21 protein-coding genes and 1 pseudogene are annotated in these 17,190 nt (G+C 59.3%); 14 read left to right on the top strand and 8 right to left on the bottom strand.

Annotated features, from left to right (window positions below; genetic code table 11):
- Nucleotides 1-5 precede the first annotated feature (5 nt).
- The 8 genes from SGN16_RS00620 (at nucleotide 6) to SGN16_RS00585 (ending at nucleotide 7,357) form a co-directional block, all read left to right on the top strand.
- Nucleotides 6-329, top strand: a complete 324-nt coding sequence (locus SGN16_RS00620) for an NAD(P) transhydrogenase subunit alpha (protein WP_003187010.1) — start codon at nucleotides 6-8, stop codon at nucleotides 327-329.
- Entirely contained in the window at nucleotides 329-1,765 is a 1,437-nt protein-coding gene (locus SGN16_RS00615; protein WP_335945055.1) for an NAD(P)(+) transhydrogenase (Re/Si-specific) subunit beta, read from the top strand. The genes SGN16_RS00620 and SGN16_RS00615 overlap by 1 nt, the downstream gene beginning before the upstream one ends.
- Nucleotides 1,766-1,963: 198 nt before the next feature.
- On the top strand, nucleotides 1,964-3,457 hold the full coding sequence (locus SGN16_RS00610; RefSeq protein ID WP_210642245.1) for an acetyl-CoA hydrolase/transferase family protein: 1,494 nt from the start codon (nucleotides 1,964-1,966) through the stop codon (nucleotides 3,455-3,457).
- A gap of 318 nt (nucleotides 3,458-3,775) precedes the next feature.
- Complete coding sequence (locus SGN16_RS00605; protein WP_003187014.1) at nucleotides 3,776-3,991, top strand: DUF1127 domain-containing protein; 216 nt, start codon at nucleotides 3,776-3,778, stop codon at nucleotides 3,989-3,991.
- 327 nt (nucleotides 3,992-4,318) lie between these two features.
- A complete protein-coding gene (locus SGN16_RS00600) occupies nucleotides 4,319-4,636 on the top strand; it encodes a DUF2388 domain-containing protein (RefSeq protein ID WP_210642244.1) in 318 nt (105 codons plus the stop codon).
- 107 nt (nucleotides 4,637-4,743) lie between these two features.
- Nucleotides 4,744-5,052, top strand: a complete 309-nt coding sequence (locus SGN16_RS00595) for a DUF2388 domain-containing protein (RefSeq protein WP_335945054.1) — start codon at nucleotides 4,744-4,746, stop codon at nucleotides 5,050-5,052.
- A 26-nt stretch (nucleotides 5,053-5,078) separates the two neighbouring features.
- A complete protein-coding gene (locus SGN16_RS00590; RefSeq protein WP_025216193.1) occupies nucleotides 5,079-5,399 on the top strand; it encodes a DUF2388 domain-containing protein in 321 nt (106 codons plus the stop codon).
- Nucleotides 5,396-7,357, top strand: coding sequence for a DUF4105 domain-containing protein (locus SGN16_RS00585; RefSeq protein WP_210642242.1), 1,962 nt, complete (start codon nucleotides 5,396-5,398; stop codon nucleotides 7,355-7,357). Before SGN16_RS00590 ends, SGN16_RS00585 begins: the two co-directional genes overlap by 4 nt.
- Nucleotides 7,358-7,468: 111 nt before the next feature.
- Here SGN16_RS00585 and trpA read toward each other — a convergent pair whose 3' ends face one another.
- Both trpA and trpB read right to left on the bottom strand, forming a co-directional pair.
- On the bottom strand, nucleotides 7,469-8,281 hold the full coding sequence (gene trpA / locus SGN16_RS00580) for a tryptophan synthase subunit alpha (RefSeq protein ID WP_210642241.1): 813 nt from the start codon (nucleotides 8,279-8,281) through the stop codon (nucleotides 7,469-7,471).
- Complete coding sequence (gene trpB / locus SGN16_RS00575; RefSeq protein WP_335945053.1) at nucleotides 8,281-9,513, bottom strand: tryptophan synthase subunit beta; 1,233 nt, start codon at nucleotides 9,511-9,513, stop codon at nucleotides 8,281-8,283. Before trpB ends, trpA begins: the two co-directional genes overlap by 1 nt.
- Nucleotides 9,514-9,625: 112 nt before the next feature.
- On the opposite strand from trpB, the gene SGN16_RS00570 reads away from it, so the two are divergent.
- On the top strand, nucleotides 9,626-10,543 hold the full coding sequence (locus tag SGN16_RS00570) for a LysR family transcriptional regulator (protein ID WP_210642239.1): 918 nt from the start codon (nucleotides 9,626-9,628) through the stop codon (nucleotides 10,541-10,543).
- Here the strand turns inward: SGN16_RS00570 and SGN16_RS00565 are convergent.
- Nucleotides 10,516-10,842, bottom strand: coding sequence for a DUF883 family protein (locus SGN16_RS00565; RefSeq protein ID WP_003196426.1), 327 nt, complete (start codon nucleotides 10,840-10,842; stop codon nucleotides 10,516-10,518). The two genes, SGN16_RS00570 and SGN16_RS00565, sit on opposite strands and share 28 nt — an antisense overlap.
- 155 nt (nucleotides 10,843-10,997) lie before the next feature.
- Here SGN16_RS00565 and SGN16_RS00560 point away from each other — a divergent pair, with 155 nt between their 5' ends.
- Both SGN16_RS00560 and SGN16_RS00555 read left to right on the top strand, forming a co-directional pair.
- Nucleotides 10,998-11,213 (top strand): dodecin, encoded by a 216-nt coding sequence (locus SGN16_RS00560; protein ID WP_003196424.1) that lies wholly within the window; start codon nucleotides 10,998-11,000, stop codon nucleotides 11,211-11,213.
- 115 nt (nucleotides 11,214-11,328) lie between these two features.
- Nucleotides 11,329-11,553 carry a DUF1161 domain-containing protein gene (locus tag SGN16_RS00555; RefSeq protein WP_335945052.1) on the top strand — a complete coding sequence of 75 codons (225 nt, stop codon included), beginning with the start codon at nucleotides 11,329-11,331 and terminating at the stop codon, nucleotides 11,551-11,553.
- A gap of 53 nt (nucleotides 11,554-11,606) precedes the next feature.
- On the opposite strand, the gene SGN16_RS00550 is transcribed toward SGN16_RS00555, so the two are convergent.
- Entirely contained in the window at nucleotides 11,607-12,608 is a 1,002-nt protein-coding gene (locus tag SGN16_RS00550; RefSeq protein WP_335945051.1) for an LLM class flavin-dependent oxidoreductase, read from the bottom strand.
- Between the two features lie 237 nt (nucleotides 12,609-12,845).
- Here SGN16_RS00550 and SGN16_RS00545 point away from each other — a divergent pair, with 237 nt between their 5' ends.
- Both SGN16_RS00545 and SGN16_RS00540 read left to right on the top strand, forming a co-directional pair.
- Nucleotides 12,846-13,277 (top strand): OsmC family protein, encoded by a 432-nt coding sequence (locus tag SGN16_RS00545; RefSeq protein ID WP_335945050.1) that lies wholly within the window; start codon nucleotides 12,846-12,848, stop codon nucleotides 13,275-13,277.
- A 152-nt stretch (nucleotides 13,278-13,429) separates the two neighbouring features.
- The gene (locus SGN16_RS00540; protein WP_210642235.1) at nucleotides 13,430-13,663 is read left to right on the top strand and encodes a DUF1161 domain-containing protein; all 234 of its coding nucleotides are present in this window, start codon (nucleotides 13,430-13,432) and stop codon (nucleotides 13,661-13,663) included.
- Nucleotides 13,664-13,669: 6 nt separating this feature from the next.
- On the opposite strand, the gene SGN16_RS00535 is transcribed toward SGN16_RS00540, so the two are convergent.
- Nucleotides 13,670-14,095, bottom strand: coding sequence for a hypothetical protein (locus SGN16_RS00535; protein WP_210642234.1), 426 nt, complete (start codon nucleotides 14,093-14,095; stop codon nucleotides 13,670-13,672).
- A 43-nt stretch (nucleotides 14,096-14,138) separates the two neighbouring features.
- Nucleotides 14,139-14,549, bottom strand: a pseudogene (locus tag SGN16_RS00530) (hypothetical protein); the annotation flags it as partial.
- 59 nt (nucleotides 14,550-14,608) lie between these two features.
- Between SGN16_RS00530 and SGN16_RS00525 the strand changes: the two are divergent.
- Nucleotides 14,609-15,700 (top strand): aminopeptidase, encoded by a 1,092-nt coding sequence (locus SGN16_RS00525; RefSeq protein ID WP_335945049.1) that lies wholly within the window; start codon nucleotides 14,609-14,611, stop codon nucleotides 15,698-15,700.
- 92 nt (nucleotides 15,701-15,792) lie between these two features.
- On the opposite strand, the gene SGN16_RS00520 is transcribed toward SGN16_RS00525, so the two are convergent.
- Together SGN16_RS00520 and SGN16_RS00515 are read right to left on the bottom strand one after the other, a co-directional pair.
- The gene (locus SGN16_RS00520) at nucleotides 15,793-16,443 is read right to left on the bottom strand and encodes an HAD family hydrolase (protein WP_335945048.1); all 651 of its coding nucleotides are present in this window, start codon (nucleotides 16,441-16,443) and stop codon (nucleotides 15,793-15,795) included.
- A gap of 123 nt (nucleotides 16,444-16,566) precedes the next feature.
- The gene (locus SGN16_RS00515) at nucleotides 16,567-17,112 is read right to left on the bottom strand and encodes a gamma carbonic anhydrase family protein (RefSeq protein WP_210642230.1); all 546 of its coding nucleotides are present in this window, start codon (nucleotides 17,110-17,112) and stop codon (nucleotides 16,567-16,569) included.
- Nucleotides 17,113-17,190 lie beyond the last annotated feature (78 nt).

The following is a 17,190-nucleotide window of genomic DNA, read 5'->3' as shown; positions in this document are numbered from 1 at the left end:
AGACAATGGAAGAGCTTATCTCCCCCGGTATCTACAACCTGATCATCTTCGTGCTGGCGATTTATGTCGGTTACCACGTGGTCTGGAACGTTACACCCGCACTGCACACACCGTTGATGGCGGTGACCAACGCTATTTCGGCAATCGTGATCGTCGGCGCCATGCTCGCCGCCGCGCTGACCGTGACGCCGCTGGGCAAGACCATGGGCACCCTCGCCGTGGCCCTGGCCGCGGTGAACGTGTTCGGTGGCTTCCTGGTGACGCGCCGCATGCTTGAGATGTTCAAGAAAAAAGCCCCGAAAGCCGTAAAAGAAGAGGCGCCCAAGTAATGAGCATGAACCTGGTAACGACGCTCTACCTGATCGCGTCGATCTGCTTCATCCAGGCCCTCAAAGGCCTGTCGCATCCCACTACGTCCCGCCGAGGCAACCTGTTCGGCATGCTCGGCATGGCGCTGGCGGTGCTTACCACCGTGGGCCTCATTTATAAGCTAGGGGCTGAGCTGGCCACTGCCGGCATTGGCTACGTCATCGTCGGTCTGTTGGTCGGCGGCACCGCCGGTTCGATCATGGCCAAGCGTGTCGAGATGACCAAGATGCCGGAATTGGTTGCGTTCATGCACAGCATGATCGGCCTGGCCGCGGTGTTTATCGCGATTGCCGCCGTGGTCGAGCCGCAGTCCCTGGGCATCGTCAAGCAGTTGGGCGATTCGATTCCGGCCGGTAACCGTCTGGAGCTGTTCCTCGGCGCAGCTATCGGCGCTATCACCTTCTCCGGCTCAGTGATCGCCTTCGGCAAGCTGTCGGGCAAGTACAAGTTCCGCCTGTTCCAAGGCGCACCGGTACAGTTTGGCGGTCAGCACAAGCTCAACCTGATCCTTGGCCTTGCAACACTGGCCCTGGGCCTGACCTTCATGTTCACCGGTAATCTCGGCGCGTTCGCCTTGATGCTGGCCCTGGCGTTCGTACTGGGCGTGTTGATCATCATCCCGATCGGCGGCGCGGACATGCCGGTGGTGGTGTCGATGCTCAACAGTTATTCCGGTTGGGCCGCAGCGGGCATCGGCTTCTCACTGAACAACTCGATGCTGATCATTGCCGGTTCGCTGGTGGGTTCGAGCGGTGCGATCCTGTCGTACATCATGTGCAAGGCGATGAATCGTTCGTTCTTCAACGTGTTGCTCGGCGGCTTCGGCAACACCGCGGACGCCGCAGGCCCGGCAGGCTCCAAAGAAGCCCGTCCGGTGAAATCCGGTTCGGCTGATGACGCGACCTTCCTGCTGACCAACGCCGACACAGTGATCATCGTGCCGGGCTACGGCTTGGCGGTGGCGCGGGCGCAGCACGCGCTCAAGGAGTTGACCGAGAAGCTGACCCACCGCGGCGTCACCGTGAAGTACGCGATCCACCCGGTAGCGGGCCGCATGCCCGGCCATATGAACGTGCTGCTCGCCGAGGCCGAAGTACCTTACGACCAAGTGTTCGAAATGGAAGACATCAACTCCGAGTTCGGCCAGGCCGACGTGGTGCTGGTGCTCGGCGCCAACGACGTGGTCAACCCGGCGGCGAAGAACGATCCGAAATCGCCGATTGCCGGCATGCCGATCCTCGAAGCATTCAAGGCCAAGACCATCATCGTCAACAAGCGCTCGATGGCCAGCGGTTATGCCGGCCTGGACAACGAGCTGTTCTACCTCGACAAGACCATGATGGTGTTCGGTGACGCCAAGAAGGTCATCGAAGACATGGTCAAAGCGGTGGAATAACGTTCACCGCTTCACCACTAGCGCCCCGACTTATCGGGGCGTTTTGATTTGTATCAAGGCCGAACGTTACCGATCCGGTAATAATGTTTTGCCTGAAACGCCCGTAATAGACGCCCAAAATGCGACTTTTGTAGCGGGTCGGGCACGGCGCGAATTCAATAGACTGCGCATCTTGCTTCCAGCCCGAGATAATCCCCCATGTACCGTGATCGCATCCGCTTGCCCTCTTTGTTGAATAAAGTGATGAGTGCTGCCGAAGCAGCCTTGTTGATTCAGGACGGCATGACCGTCGGCATGAGTGGGTTTACCCGCGCCGGTGAAGCGAAAGCGGTACCTCACGCCTTGGCCGAGCGCGCCAAGATCACCCCGCTGAAAATCAGCCTGATGACCGGCGCGAGCCTGGGTAACGACCTGGACAAGGAGCTCACCGAAGCCGGTGTGCTGGCGCGACGCATGCCCTTCCAGGTCGACAGCACGCTGCGCAAGGCGATCAATGCAGGCGAGGTGATGTTCATTGACCAGCACCTCTCGGAAACCGTCGAACAAATGCGCAACGCCCAGCTCAAGCTGCCGGACATTGCAGTAATCGAAGCGGTGGCCATCACCGAACAGGGTCATATCGTGCCGACCACTTCTGTGGGTAATTCGGCCAGCTTTGCTATCTTCGCCAGGCAGGTGATCGTAGAAATCAACATGGCGCATAACCCTAACCTGGAAGGGTTGCACGACATCTATATCCCGACCTATCGCCCGACTCGTACGCCGATTCCCCTGGTAAAGGTCGATGACCGTATTGGCAGTTCCGCGATCCCGATCCCACCGGAAAAAATTGCCGCTATCGTCATCACCAACCAAGCCGATTCGCCTTCGACAGTTTTGCCACCGGATAGCGATACCCAGGCTATTGCTGATCATTTAATCGATTTCTTCAAGCAGGAAGTCGCGGCCGGGCGCATGACCAACAAGCTCGGACCGTTGCAGGCCGGTATCGGCAATATCGCCAACGCCGTGATGTGCGGGCTGATCGAATCTCCGTTCGAAGACCTGACCATGTACTCCGAGGTACTGCAGGACTCCACGTTCGATCTGATCGACGCTGGCAAACTGAGCTTTGCCTCGGGCAGTTCCATCACGTTATCAGCTCGACGCAATGCCGATGTCTTCGGCAATCTGGAACGGTATAAGGATAAATTGGTCCTGCGTCCGCAGGAGATTTCCAACCATCCGGAGGTGGTACGCCGCCTGGGCATCATTGCCATCAATACAGCGTTGGAGTTCGACTTGTACGGCAACGTCAACTCCACCCATGTCTGCGGCACGCGGATGATGAACGGCATCGGCGGCTCGGGGGATTTCGCCCGTAATGCGCACCTGGCGATTTTTGTCACCAAGTCGATCGCCAAGGGCGGCGCAATTTCCAGTGTGGTGCCGATGGTCAGCCATGTGGACCATACCGAGCACGATGTCGACATCCTGGTGACCGAAATCGGTTTGGCCGACCTGCGAGGCCTAGCGCCACGGGAGCGGGCCCGAGTGGTCATCGATAACTGCGTGCATCCGTCCTACCGCCAGGCCTTGAGTGAGTATTTTGAAGCAGCGTGTGCCCTGGGCGGGCATACCCCGCACATCTTGCGCGATGCACTGAGTTGGCACCTTAACCTGGAAGAAACCGGGCGCATGTTGGCCGTCTGATACAGCTGGTTCACCGCTATGGCAAATACAGTTTTAGTTACCCTCTGCAATCTGACTCGGATATGACAAAAACTGTACTGCTGTACCGGTGTTTTCTTACAGTCTTTTCTCACAAAATATGAATTATTACTCAAAAATGCACCATTATAGTGCTCATAGGTACAGTTGCCTCAATATCGACCAGTACACTGCTCTTTAACAGTTAACTGGTCTCTCACAATACAAGTGAACTGTATCTAGAGAGACTGGCCAAACGAGAGGAACATGGGCACCAGTAAACCACTACCTAATCCCGCCATAAGCGGAAGGATGTCAACCATGGAACGTACACTCAGTTCCGAGCTGTTTTTCGAAGACAAAGCTGAAAAAAACCAGGCTTCCCTGCCTCTTCGCGTTATTGCTAACCTGATGTTGTGGCAGCGCCGCATCGCCAGCCGCCATCAACTGGCTCGTCTGGATTCGCGTCTGCTGGCTGACGCCGGTATCAGCGAAGCACAACGCTACGAAGAGCTGAGCAAGCCGTTCTGGCGCTAACTCAGCGTCGCTGGCCCTGACCCACCGGGTCCACCGCCAGCACCGAATTGAACAAACAAGACCCGTCGTGGGGAACCACGACGGGTCTTGTCGTTTCCGGGTTTGATTCTCATATCAACAGCAAGAAAAAACAGTTTTACACAAAATAAAAACCAACAGGTACAGTTTGCCTGCGCCGCGATAAAATCACCTGCGGGGTATTGCAAGTGCTGCCAGCCGATAGCGTTCTGACCTAATATCGAACCCAACGTGGCGAAGCCAGTGGAGCATACGTCTCCTCTTCCAGTTACACGCCCCAGCCTCCCTCTCTATTCAAGGAGCTTCATCATGATCCGTCTTCGTTTGCTCAGCGCTGTCGCCCTACTGGCCGTAGCAGCCCATTCCAATGCCAGCAGCTTTATTGTCACCACCGACTCCATCGTGGGTGCGCTCAAGGCAACGTCCGACGCCACCTCGGATGCAACCTCGTCGTTGCGCGATAACAAAATCGTTCAGGCCGCCCGTGATGACGCTGCGAGCTTCGTAGCCAGCGAAGGCACCATCCGTGGTGTGAAGCTGGAAAGCGCCCTGGAGTACATCCGCCAACAAGCGCCGCAGCTCAACGCCACCGATGCGCAGCTGGCCCAAGCCATCCTGGTGATCTGATCCGAACATGAAACATCGGGTCGCCAATCGTGTTCCGATGTTTCAACACTGGCTCTGGGCCGGGAGTTTGCGCTAGCCTTCGGACTCGCCATCAACCGTCGAGTCTTATGCGTTTTTACTCAGATCTGTTCATCGCATTTTTCTTTAGCGCCGTTTGCTGGTCCATTCCGGCCCACGCCTTCGATGTGTCCACTCAACAAGTGGTGGTTAGCGGCTATGCCTCAAGCATGGTGACCTCCGCGCCCTTCGACCATAAACTGATCGTCGCCGCTCACGATGACGCTGCGGCATTCATCGCCAGTGACGGACAATTACGGGGGGCACAACTGGAGTCGGCCCTGGACTACCTGCGCCGGACCCAGCCAAAACTTCACGTCAGCGACCTTGAACTGGCACAAGCAATTCTCGTCCAATAGTTATCTTTATTCTCCGGAGTCGTTCCATGCGTAGCCCGCTGATTGCTGCCACCTTAGGCCTGCTGTTGTTGGCCGATGTGGCCCAGGCACATACCCTGGTAGCCACCAGTAACATCATCGTTCGCGCTTCCCAGCGCACAATCGATTTCACGTCCGACACCACCACGTCCATCCGTGACTCGAAAATCGTCCGTGAAGCCCATGACGATGCGGCCAGTTTTGTCGCCAGCAACGGTGAGATTCGTGGCGCTCATCTTGAGGCCGCCTTCGACACCTTGCGCACCCGCGTGCCCGAAGCGCGCGATGCCAGTGACCAGGTTCTCGCCGAAGCCATCCTCGCACTGTGAGGCGGCTCGCCGCCTGGCTGGCGGCCGGGTTGGTGCTGCTCATGGGCGGCACCGCCCAGGCCGGCCTGCAACTGCACCTCAACGGCGACGGCTTGAGCCCGGCGCAGCAGCAGGCCAGCCAGGCACTGCTCGATGAAGCCATGCAGGCCCTGCCGCCACGCTTCATCGAGCGACTGGACCGGCGCATCGATGTCGGCTGGACTGACCAGATGCCTGCCAACGCCTACGGCCAGGCTTCATTGGTGTCGCAGCTGGACCTCAATAGCAACCTGCTCGACAGCCTCACCGATGGCAGCGCCGCCACGCAAAAGACCCACCGCCCCCATGGCACTGTGCGACGGGAAATGCTCGCCACGGTCCTGCATGAACTGACCCACATCTATGACCGTTCGCGCCTATGGCCGGACGCCGAGCGCGCGCTGATCCAGCGTTGCACCCGGCGCAACAGCAGCGCTGGGCTCATCGGTCTGCCGGATGAGTGCCGAGGCCAGAACGACCGCCGGTTCACCCTTAGCGATGACCCACGTTTGCTGGACCTCGCCGGTTGGCCGCAATACGTCGGCCGTCGCGGAGAGCGGGAACAGCATAACCGCCAGGTCGCCCGCAGCCCGGATCTCTACGAGACGAGCAGCCCCAAGGAGTTCGTCGCGGTCAACATGGAGTACTTTCTCCTCGACCCGAGCTACGCCTGCCGACGCCCCGCCCTGTATCGCTATTACCAGGAACACTTCGGCTGGGCACCTGCCGCCAAGGACACGTGTGCCAAGTCGTTCGCCTTCCTCAACGCCGGTAACGATTTCGCCAAGACGCCACTGGGCAAGGTTGACCCAGAACGGGTGTATGCCATCGATTACCTGCTAGCCGAAGCCAACCAGAACTGGGTCAGCCGCTGGGGCCACAGCATGCTCCGGCTGGTGATCTGCGCACCGGGTCGCCCGCGAGGACCAGACTGTCGGCTGGATCTGGATCAACACCTGGTGCTGTCGTATCGCGCCTTCGTGGGCGATGTGCAGTTGTCGAGCTGGGACGGACTGGTGGGCAAATACCCGTCACGCCTGTTCGTACTGCCGCTGGCCCAAGTGATCGATGAATACACCAAGACCGAGCTGCGCAGCCTGGCGTCGGTGCCACTGAATCTGTCGCGTACCGAGATCGAGGAAACCGTCGAGCACGCCGCCGAAATGCACTGGAGCTACGACGGCAACTATTACTTCCTATCCAACAACTGCGCGGTGGAAAGCTTGAAACTGCTGCGCAGCGGCAGCAATAACCAGCAACTCAAAGGCCTGGACAGCATCATGCCCAACGGCTTGCTGGAGGTACTCAAGGGTCGGGGCATGGCCGACACCAGCGTTCTGGATGATCCCAAGGAAGCCTTGCGGCTGGGCTACCGCTTCGACTCCTTCCGCGAGCGGTATCAGGCCATGTTCAATGTGCTGAAGAAGTACCTGCCCATCAAGCAACAAACAGTAGAAGACTGGCTGGCCCTGGACGCTGCCGAACGCCGCGTCTGGTTCGAACAAGCCGACCTGCGCACCAGCGCGGCATTGTTGCTGTTGGAACAAGCCAGCTATCGCCGGCAACTGCTGCTGGCTCAGGACGAGGTCAAACAGCGCTACCTCGGTGCCCGTGAATTGCAGAACGGCGGCATGGAAAGAGCCAACGCAACGCTGCAGCAGATCCTCGCCAACAGTGGTTTCCTCAGCCGCCCCGCCGAGTTGCTGGGCAGCAGCGGCTACGGGTTGCCACAACCTAGCGAGTGGCAACGACTGGAATCGGAAAGCAGCTCACGTCAGAAACAGCTGCAAACGCTGACTGGCGATCTGGATAAGGAAGTCCGGGCTTTGCTTGAGCCGAGCCGCGCCGCTGAGATTGCCGCCAGTGAGGCCAATGTCAAAGAGATCGGCGAGCATTTGCGCAAGCTGCACAAGGCCAGTGGAGGATTGGAGTTGCCTTGATGGCTCCTCTGACCTGTGTGTGGCTAGGGAGCCGCTCTTCGAGCACTTTGCACGCAACAAAAAGGGGTTCAGAACCAAGTTCTGAACCCCTTTTTGCAAGCCAGATGCAGATCAGCTGACACGTGCCTTGCGCACACCATCAGCCAGGGCGGCACACAAGCTCAACACGCCATCAATCGCCTGTTCCGACGTATCGGCATTGGCGATATGGTCGATCAGCGCCGAGCCCACCACCACGCCGTCGGCCAACCGGGCTATGGCAGCGGCCTGCTCCGGCGTACGAATGCCGAAACCGATACTGATCGGCAAATCGGTGTGACGACGCAGACGCGCCACGGCTTCTTCCACATGTTCCAGCGTCGCGGCGCCAGCGCCGGTGACACCCGCCACCGACACGTAATACACAAAGCCCGAACTGCCATTGAGCACAGTCGGCAAACGCACGTCATCGGTGGTTGGCGTGGTCAGGCGGATGAAGTCCAGGCCGGCGGCCTGGGCCGGTTCACACAGTTCGCTGTTGTGCTCGGGCGGCATGTCCACAACGATCAGGCCATCCACACCAGAGTCCAGGGCCTCGCCAATGAAACGCTGCACGCCGTAGCGGTGGATTGGGTTGAAGTAGCCCATCAACACCAGCGGCGTCTCGGTATTGCCTTCACGGAACTGGCGAACCATCTGCAAGGTTTTCGCCAGGTTCTGCTGGGCACCCAGGGCGCGAATGTTCGCTAACTGGATTGCTGGGCCATCGGCCATCGGATCGGTGAACGGCATGCCCAACTCGATCACGTCGGCACCAGCCGCCGGCAGCCCCTTGAGGATTGCCAGCGAAGTGTCGTAGTCCGGGTCGCCAGCCGTGACGAAAGTCACCAGGGCGGCGCGGTTCTGTTCCTTGAGTTCGGCAAAACGGGTTTGCAGGCGGCTCATCAGTGTTTCTCCTGCTGGGACTGTTCCATGTGGTGCATCACGGTTTGCATGTCTTTGTCGCCGCGACCGGACAGGTTGACCACCATCAGGTGATCTTTGGGCAGGCTCGGTGCGCGCTTGAATACTTCAGCCAAGGCATGGGCGCTTTCCAGTGCAGGAATAATCCCTTCCAGGCGACAGCATTTGTGAAAAGCTTCCAGGGCTTCGGCGTCGGTGACCGAGGTGTATTGGACGCGGCCAATGTCGTGCAACCAGGCGTGTTCCGGGCCGATACCCGGGTAATCGAGGCCCGCGGAGATCGAGTGGGCATCGATGATCTGACCATCTTCGTCCTGCAACAGGAAAGTGCGGTTGCCGTGCAGTACACCCGGGACCCCGCCGTTCAGGCTCGCCGCGTGTTTACCGGTCTCGATGCCATAACCTGCGGCTTCGACGCCGATGATTTCAACGCTCTTGTCGTCCAGGAATGGATGGAACAGGCCCATGGCGTTGGAGCCGCCACCGATGCATGCCACCAGGCTATCGGGCAGGCGACCTTCCTGGGCTTGCAGTTGAGTGCGGGTTTCCTTGCCGATCACGGCCTGGAAGTCGCGAACCATCGCCGGGTAAGGGTGCGGGCCAGCCACGGTGCCGATCAGGTAGAACGTGCTGTCGACGTTGGTGACCCAGTCACGCAAGGCCTCGTTCATTGCATCCTTCAGCGTGCCGGTGCCGGCGACCACCGGGATTACTTCGGCACCCAGCAGTTTCATGCGGAACACGTTGGCCTGCTGGCGCTCGATGTCGGTGGTGCCCATATAGATTACGCAATCCAGACCGAAACGTGCGGCCACGGTGGCGGTCGCCACGCCGTGCATGCCGGCCCCGGTCTCGGCGATGATGCGTTTTTTGCCCATGCGCCGCGCCAACAGGATCTGGCCGATGCAGTTGTTGATCTTGTGCGCGCCGGTGTGGTTGAGCTCTTCACGCTTGAGATAGATCTTGGCGCCGCCGCAGTATTCGGTCAGGCGCTCGGCGAAGTAGAGTGGGCTCGGACGTCCGACGTAGTCACGCTGGAAGTAGGCCAATTCTTCGAGGAACGCCGGATCTTCCTTCGCCACTTCGTATTCGCGGGCCAGGTCGAGGATCAGCGGCATGAGGGTTTCGGCCACATAGCGGCCACCGAACGCACCGAACAGGCCGTTCGCGTCGGGACCACTGCGCAGGTTGAAGGGGGTCGTAGACTGGGTCATCGGGCGCTCCAAGCGAATGCGTAGAAAGACAATGAGGGTCACTCTACCCCTGACATCCCGCGCTGAAAACCGATAAGATCGCCACAACCTGTCAGGAAAACTCACAGATCCCATGAGTCACGACCTTCCCCCGCTCAACGCCTTGCGCGCCTTCGAGGCCACCGCCCGCCTGAACAGCGTAAGTCAGGCGGCTGAACAGCTACACGTTACCCATGGTGCCGTCAGTCGACAATTGAAGGTGCTGGAAGAGCATCTGGGCGTTAGCCTGTTCATTAAGGAAGGTCGCGGCCTGAAACTCACAGATGCGGGCATGCGTTTGCGCGACGCCAGCGCCGACGCATTCGAACGCTTACGCTCCGTTTGCGCAGAACTGACGCAAAGCACGGCGGATGCTCCGTTCGTCCTGGGCTGCTCGGGCAGCCTGCTGGCGCGATGGTTCATTCCCCGCCTGGGCAGGCTCAATGCCGACCTGCCGGATTTGCGCTTGCACCTGTCTGCCGGCGAAGGCGACCTGGACCCTAGGCGACCTGGCCTGGATGCCTTGCTGCTGTTCGCCGAACCGCCCTGGCCGGCAGACATGCAAGTGTATGAACTGGTCAGCGAGCGGATCGGCCCGGTGATGAGCCCGCGCTACGCTGGGTTCGAGCGTCTGCAAAGCGCACCGGCCAGCGCAATCTTGGGCGAGGTGTTGCTACATACCGCGTCTCGCCCCCAGGCCTGGCCGACCTGGGCACGCCAAAACGCCCTTGATCCCCAGGCACTGAAGTTCGGGCAGGGGTTCGAGCATTTGTATTATTTGCTGGAGGCGGCGGTTGCCGGGCTGGGCGTGGCCATCGCCCCCGAGCCGCTGGTGGCAGAAGATCTGCGGGCCGGTCGCCTGGTCGCGCCATGGGGTTTCGACGAAACCCCGGCGCGACTGGCGTTGTGGCTACCCAAGCGCGCCGCAGACGGTCGCGCCCGGCAATTGGCGCAATGGCTCAAGCATGAGCTGAGCCGATCAGCTCAGTCGCCGCGTTTGCACAACAAATAAGCGGCCAACAGACCCAGCGCCCCGACCGCGACACCGGCCGTGGTCCAAGGGTGTTCCTGAGCGTAGTCGCGCGTGGCGATCCCGGTTTCACGGGTTTTCACCTTGACCTCTTCATAGGCATCGCTCAGCAGATGACGAGAATGTTTCAGCGCGTTTTCAGCATTTGCCTTGAGCGACTTGAGGGTCTTACGCGACTCGTCCGACGCATCGTCCTTCAGGCTTTCCAACGACTTGAGCAGACTCTCGATCTCCGCTTCCATGCTTTGCAACGAGGCTTTACGTAACGAATTGCTGGCCATGGTGGCTCTCTCCTGCAGTGGTTGAGTGGCGTGTGTGAATTGGGACTGCGGTCGTTTCCGAAAGTGCAGTAAATCTGAACTTCAAAGCGCAAACGGCGCCACACGTAAGGCGAAAAATCGCTGCTAGGCTGTTAAAGACAACCAAGGAGAACCTCATGAGTGATCATCACACGTACAAAAAAGTCGAGCTGGTCGGCTCGTCTCCCACCAGCATCGAAGACGCCATCAACAACGCTCTGGCCGAAGCCAGCAAAAGCCTCAAGCACCTGGAATGGTTCGAAGTCACGGAAACCCGCGGACACATCGAAAACGGCCGGGCCGCGCACTTCCAGGTCACCCTCAAGGTCGGGTTCCGGATTGTGAATAGCTGAGGGACAGTGAACTTGCACGCTGGCGGAGTGCCATAGGGAATGGCTATGCGCTATGGTATGCGCATCATGCCTTTGCTATACCTGCCCTATTTGATCCGACCAAGGAGTGCGAGCGATGAAAAAGTTGATGATGGCCCTGGGTTTGCTGAGCCTTGCGGGTGGTGCATTTGCGGCCGGTAAGCCCTGTGAGGAGCTGAAAAGCGAAATCGCAGCGAAGCTCGATGCCAAGGGCGTGTCAGGTTATTCGCTGGAAATTGTCGATAAAGGCGCAGCGACTGACGGAAAAGTCGTCGGTACCTGTGAGAGCGGTACGAAGGAAGTCGTCTACAAGCGCGGCTGATCTGCGCGTACGTCAAAGCCGACGCAACGCGTCGGCTTTTTTATGCACGTCGTTCAGCCTTTCATGACCTGCGCCAACAACTCATAAGAGTGCAAGCGATCGGCATGCTCATACAGGTCGCTGGTGAAAATGAGCTCGTCCGCCTGGGTTTGCTCGATCAGCACCTCCAGCTTGGCGCGGATCTTCTGCGGACCACCGACCATGGCCAAGCCAAGGAAATCGCCAACCGCTTCTTTCTCATGGGGCAGCCAGAGACCGTTCATGGATTCGACCGGCGGACGTTGCACCAGGCTCTGGCCGCGCATCAGTGCCAGGATCCGTTGATACACCGACGTCGCCAGGTAATCGGCCTGTTCATCGGTGTCCGCCGCTACCAGCGGCACGCCGAGCATCACATAAGGCTTGTCGAGCACCGCCGACGGCTTGAAGTGGTTGCGGTAAATGCGGATCGCCTCGTGCATATAGCGCGGTGCGAAATGCGAGGCGAAGGCGTAGGGCAAGCCACGTTCACCGGCCAATTGCGCACTGAACAGGCTAGAACCCAGTAGCCATACCGGCACGTTGGTGCCGGTGCCAGGCATGGCGATGATGCGTTGATCCGGGGTGCGCGGGCCGAGATAGCGCATCAGCTCAGCCACGTCCTCGGGGAAATCGTCAGCACTGCCGGAGCGCTCGCGACGCAACGCCCGGGCCGTCATCTGGTCGGAGCCGGGTGCACGGCCCAGCCCCAGGTCGATTCGGCCGGGGTAAAGGCTTTCCAGAGTGCCGAACTGTTCGGCGATGATCAACGGCGCATGGTTGGGCAGCATCACCCCGCCGGAGCCGACGCGAATCGTCGAAGTGCCTCCCGCCAGATAGCCCAGCAGCACGGCGGTCGCGGAGCTGGCGATGCCATCCATGTTGTGGTGCTCGGCCACCCAGAAGCGGGTGTAGCCGTACTTTTCCACGTGCTGTGCCAGGTCCAGAGAATTACGCAAGGACTGGGCGGCGTTGCCGTCGGCGCGCACAGGCACCAGGTCGAGGGTTGAGAATTTCACTTCGGACAGCTGTTTCATGGGCCGGGATCTCCAACGGCGTTCCGGGCTTTTCCTACGGGCAAAAGCCTGCCGTTTCTATAGGTGTGTTCCATGCAATGTGGGCATATACCCGAGTTTCAATAGCAGCAGCGAATTTTCCTACTAAATCGGTCGGCTAATCGACAGGATGAACTTTATTGGGCGGTCTATCCTCACAACCCTGACAACGAAAAACACCCAGGCGCGAACCTCGCGCCGGATATTGAGGAGGCAGACATGGCTATCATCAAGAAAGCATCGGCTCACTGGGAAGGCGACCTGAAAACCGGCATCGGTTCCATCTCCACGGAAACCGGCGTGTTGCGCGAAGCACCCTATGGTTTCAAGGCCCGCTTCGAGGGTGGCAAGGGGACCAACCCTGAAGAACTGATCGGCGCGGCCCATGCCGGCTGCTTTTCCATGGCATTTTCAATGATCCTCGGCGATGCCGGGCTCAAGGCCGACAGTATCGACACCAACGCCGAAGTCACTCTGGATCAGGTCGATGGCGGCTTTGCGATTACGGCGGTGAAGCTGGTACTGAAGGCGAAAATCCCTGGCGCCACCCAGGCACAATTCGACGAGCTGAGCACAAAGGCCAAGGAAGGTTGCCCGGTTTCCAAGGTGCTGAATGCAAGGATCACATTGGATGCGACACTGGTGAGCTGAGGCGTTGAAGGGATCGCAGCCTTTGCAGGCATTGCTGAAGGCTGCGATTTTTCCGAGGATGGGCGATCTGTTTCCACTGACGCAATTGTGGTCGAATGCACACCTGCAGTTTCAGCGCATAGGCAGTGCGCGCTGCAATGAGGAATTCGTACATGAAACGATTTGCCCTGGTAGTCATCGGTTGTGCATTCGCTACATCAGCCCTTGCGGCGCCCAAATCCTGTGAGGAACTGAAAGCGGAAATCGAAGCGAAGATTCAGGCAAATAACGTGTCGTCCTACACGCTGGAAATCGTCACCAACGACGAGGTCCACGACCAGAACATGGTGGTGGGCAGTTGCGAGAACGGTACGAAGAAAATCATTTACCAGAAGAACGATGGTTAAGAAACGCTACGGAATGCAGTGGTCTTGACGATCTTCGGCAACAATTTCTCGCTTGGCATTATAGAGCCGGGCACTGGGGGTGAACGCCAGGTTGCGCGCCTCCAGGCGATAGCGCTGGCCGGCCTCGAAATGATCGTATCGCACGGTCAGATAGCACAGTCGTTCTTGAGGCTCGCTTAGCATTCCCAGCCCCCCACCGCCAAAAACCTCGAAGTCAAAACGCACTTCCAATTCATGACTGCCCGGCGAAACCTGGAAGAAGCGTCCGTCCCGCAATCGTTGGCCATCCAGTTTTTCAGCCATTAACACCTTGCCGCCCGGCGCAGGTGTCGCGAAATCGACCCAGGCCATGTTCGGATCGACCGAGGGTAGCGGGCTCGATGCGCAACCGCCCATAGAGACGAGAGCCAGTAACAGCATGTGTAGGCGCATGGTGTGCTTCCTGAAATTCAGGCCATGAGCATAACGCCGATCGGCTTTGCTGGCAGCCCGCCGGTGTACCTTGCCCGACCACTTTGCGCTGTTGATCGTATAGCTTGGCCCATGGCCGGAACCCGATGCTGCCGGCCTGCAACTGGTAGCGCTGGCCGGCGTTAAAGTCCTTGAACTTCACGTTCAACCGGCAATCGCGCCAAAGCGGCTCGGCATCCGGGCCAATGTTGCCGGGGTCGACGGCAAACTGATAGCGCACCGTGAGCTCATGGCTGCCGGGCTGCACTTCAAAATAACGTCGGTCCACGGATGTTTTGTCATCGACTTCCAGCGCTTGCAGGGCGGTGTCCTGATGGTTTCCCAGGTCGATCCACGCTTGGGATGGATCAGGGTCAGGCAAACCGGCACAACCGGTCAGCAGCAACAGGCCACTCGTCAGCATCAACACGCGCATAGCGAAGCTCCAGGCAGGCGAGATAGTCTTGTGGGCAGACTTTCCCAGGGTGATTCCAATTGATCAGGCCACGTTCAAGCCATCGGTTACTCGACCGTGTTTTCCGGATTTTGTTTCCAGGCCTCCTGCTTTTGTCACTCAACGGTTGTGCAAGCGTCGGTTACTACAGTCAGCTCGCTAGCGGGCAACTGCGACTGTTGCAGGCCCGCGAGCCGATTGACCAAGTGATTGCCGACCCCGCCCGCGATCCCAAATTGCGCGCTCATCTGGCCCAGGCCCGCAAAGCCCGAACATTCGCCAGTGCGCACCTGCACCTGCCGGACAATAGAAGCTACCGCCTGTATGCGGACATTGGCCGCCCCTTCGTCGTCTGGAATGTCTTCGCCACGCCAGAGTTTTCCCTGGCACCGCAAAACCACTGCTTCCCGATTGCCGGTTGCGTGGCGTATCGCGGCTACTACAGCCAGGGCGCCGCCCGTGGCGAGGCCGCATTGCAGCGCTTGCAGGGCATGGATGTGTCGATAGGCGGCGTAGAGGCTTATTCGACGCTGGGCTGGTTCAACGACCCGATCCTGAGTTCGATGATGCATTGGGGCGACGAACGCCTGGCGACGTTGATCTTTCATGAACTGGCGCACCAGCGGTTCTATGTAAAGGACGACACTGAATTCAACGAATCCTTCGCCACCTTCGTCGAACAGGAGGGCACCCGGCAATGGCGCGCCAGCCGCGGGCTAGCGCCGGATAACGGCAAACAGCTGCGCCAGCGTGACCAGTTCATCCAACTGATCCTCGACACCCGCCAGCGCCTGGAAAAGCTCTACACCCTGCCCCTGCCGGCCGAACAGATGCGCCAACGCAAAGCAGAGGAATTCGACCGCCTGCGCGCCGACTATCAGCAACTGCGCGACAGCCAGTGGGCAGGCGACAAACGCTATGACGCCTGGGTCTATGCGCCACTGAACAATGCACGGTTATTACCGTTTGGTTTGTATGACCAGTGGGTGCCGGCGTTTGCGGCGCTGTTCCAGCAAGAGCGCAAGGACTGGACTGCGTTTTATGCCGCTGTGGAAAAGCTAGGCAAGTTGCCTGCTGATAAGCGCAAAGCGGCATTGAAGGCGCTGGCAGAATCGAAGACGTCTGTTGACTGACCCGGCCTCATCGCGAGCAGGCTCTCTCCCACAATAGACCTCAGTGACATACCCCCTTGTGGGAGCAAGGCTTGCCCGCGATAGCAATGTGACTAACCCCGCAAAAACGCCTGATGCAACTCATCCAACGTCTGGAAGTGATACGCCGGGCGCTCGGCACTCAGCTCCTCATGGCTGCCAAACCCATACCCCACCGCTGCCGCATCCAAGCCATTGCTGCGAGCTCCAATCAAGTCGTGTTTGCGGTCGCCGATCATCAACGTACTGGTCGGTTCGAGCTCCTCTTCAGCCATCAGGTGGGCGATCAGCTCGACCTTGTTGGTGCGGGTGCCGTCCAGTTCGCTGCCATAGATCACCTTGAAGTGCCGGGCGAAGTCGAAGTGCCGGGCGATTTCCCGGGCGAAAACCCAGGGCTTGGAGGTGGCGATGTACAGTTGCCGCCCTTGGTCGCCCAAGGTTTCCAGCAGAGGCATCACGCCTTCGAAGACCCGGTTTTCGTACAGCCCGGTGACCTTGAACCGCTCGCGATAGAAATTCACCGCCTCCCAGGCTTTCGCTTCGTCGAAATCGTAGAACTGCATGAAAGCCTGCAACAGCGGCGGCCCGATGAAGTGTTCGAGGCGGGTCAGGTCGGGTTCGTCGATGCCCAGTTTGCTCAAGGCGAATTGGATCGAACGGGTGATGCCCTCGCGAGGGTCGGTGAGGGTGCCGTCGAGGTCGAACAGTACGGTCTGGTAATGCATGGCAGTTCCTGGGACGGTATCGCGACGTTGTGGGTGCCTCGCACTGGAGCGCCAGCCCGGTCAAGCGGGAGCAAGCTCCCTCGCCACGATGAATCAGACAAGTAGGGGGCGATGACCAACGATTCAGGGCTGGTCGTAGCCTTCGGCCAGGTGCAGGTCCTTGAGCTTCACGTAGTTCGCCGCGCTGTAGGTGAAGAAGGCGCGTTCCTTGTCGGTCAGTGGCCGGGCCTGTTTCACCGGGCTGCCCACGTACAGGAAGCCGCTTTCCAGGCGTTTGCCCGGTGGTACGAGGCTGCCGGCGCCGATGATCACATCATCTTCGACCACCGCGCCGTCCATGACGATGCTGCCCATGCCGATCAGGATGCGGCTGCCCACGGTGCAGCCATGGAGCATGACTTTGTGGGCGATAGTCACGTCGTCGCCGATCAACAGCGGGAAGCCATCGGGATTGAAGGGGCCGGCGTGGGTGATGTGCAGCACGCAACCATCCTGGACGCTGGTGCGGGCACCGATGCGGATGCGGTGCATGTCGCCGCGAATGACCGTCAGCGGCCAGACGGAGCTGTCTTCGCCGATTTCGACGTCGCCGATCACCACTGCGGTGCTGTCGACAAAAGCGCCGCGGGCAAGCCGTGGGCGGTGATTCTGGTACGTGCGAAGGGTCACGATAGGCTCTCTCTTATCCGGTGATAGGCGCTGCTAGCTGCGGTGAACGTCGATTGTAATTAAGATGGGCCCATGTTT

The organism is Pseudomonas sp. G166 (assembly GCF_037027455.2).
Taxonomy (GTDB): domain Bacteria; phylum Pseudomonadota; class Gammaproteobacteria; order Pseudomonadales; family Pseudomonadaceae; genus Aquipseudomonas.
The sequence above is the reverse complement of the archived record's forward strand: the minus strand, read 5'-3'. Positions and strand labels throughout refer to the sequence as shown.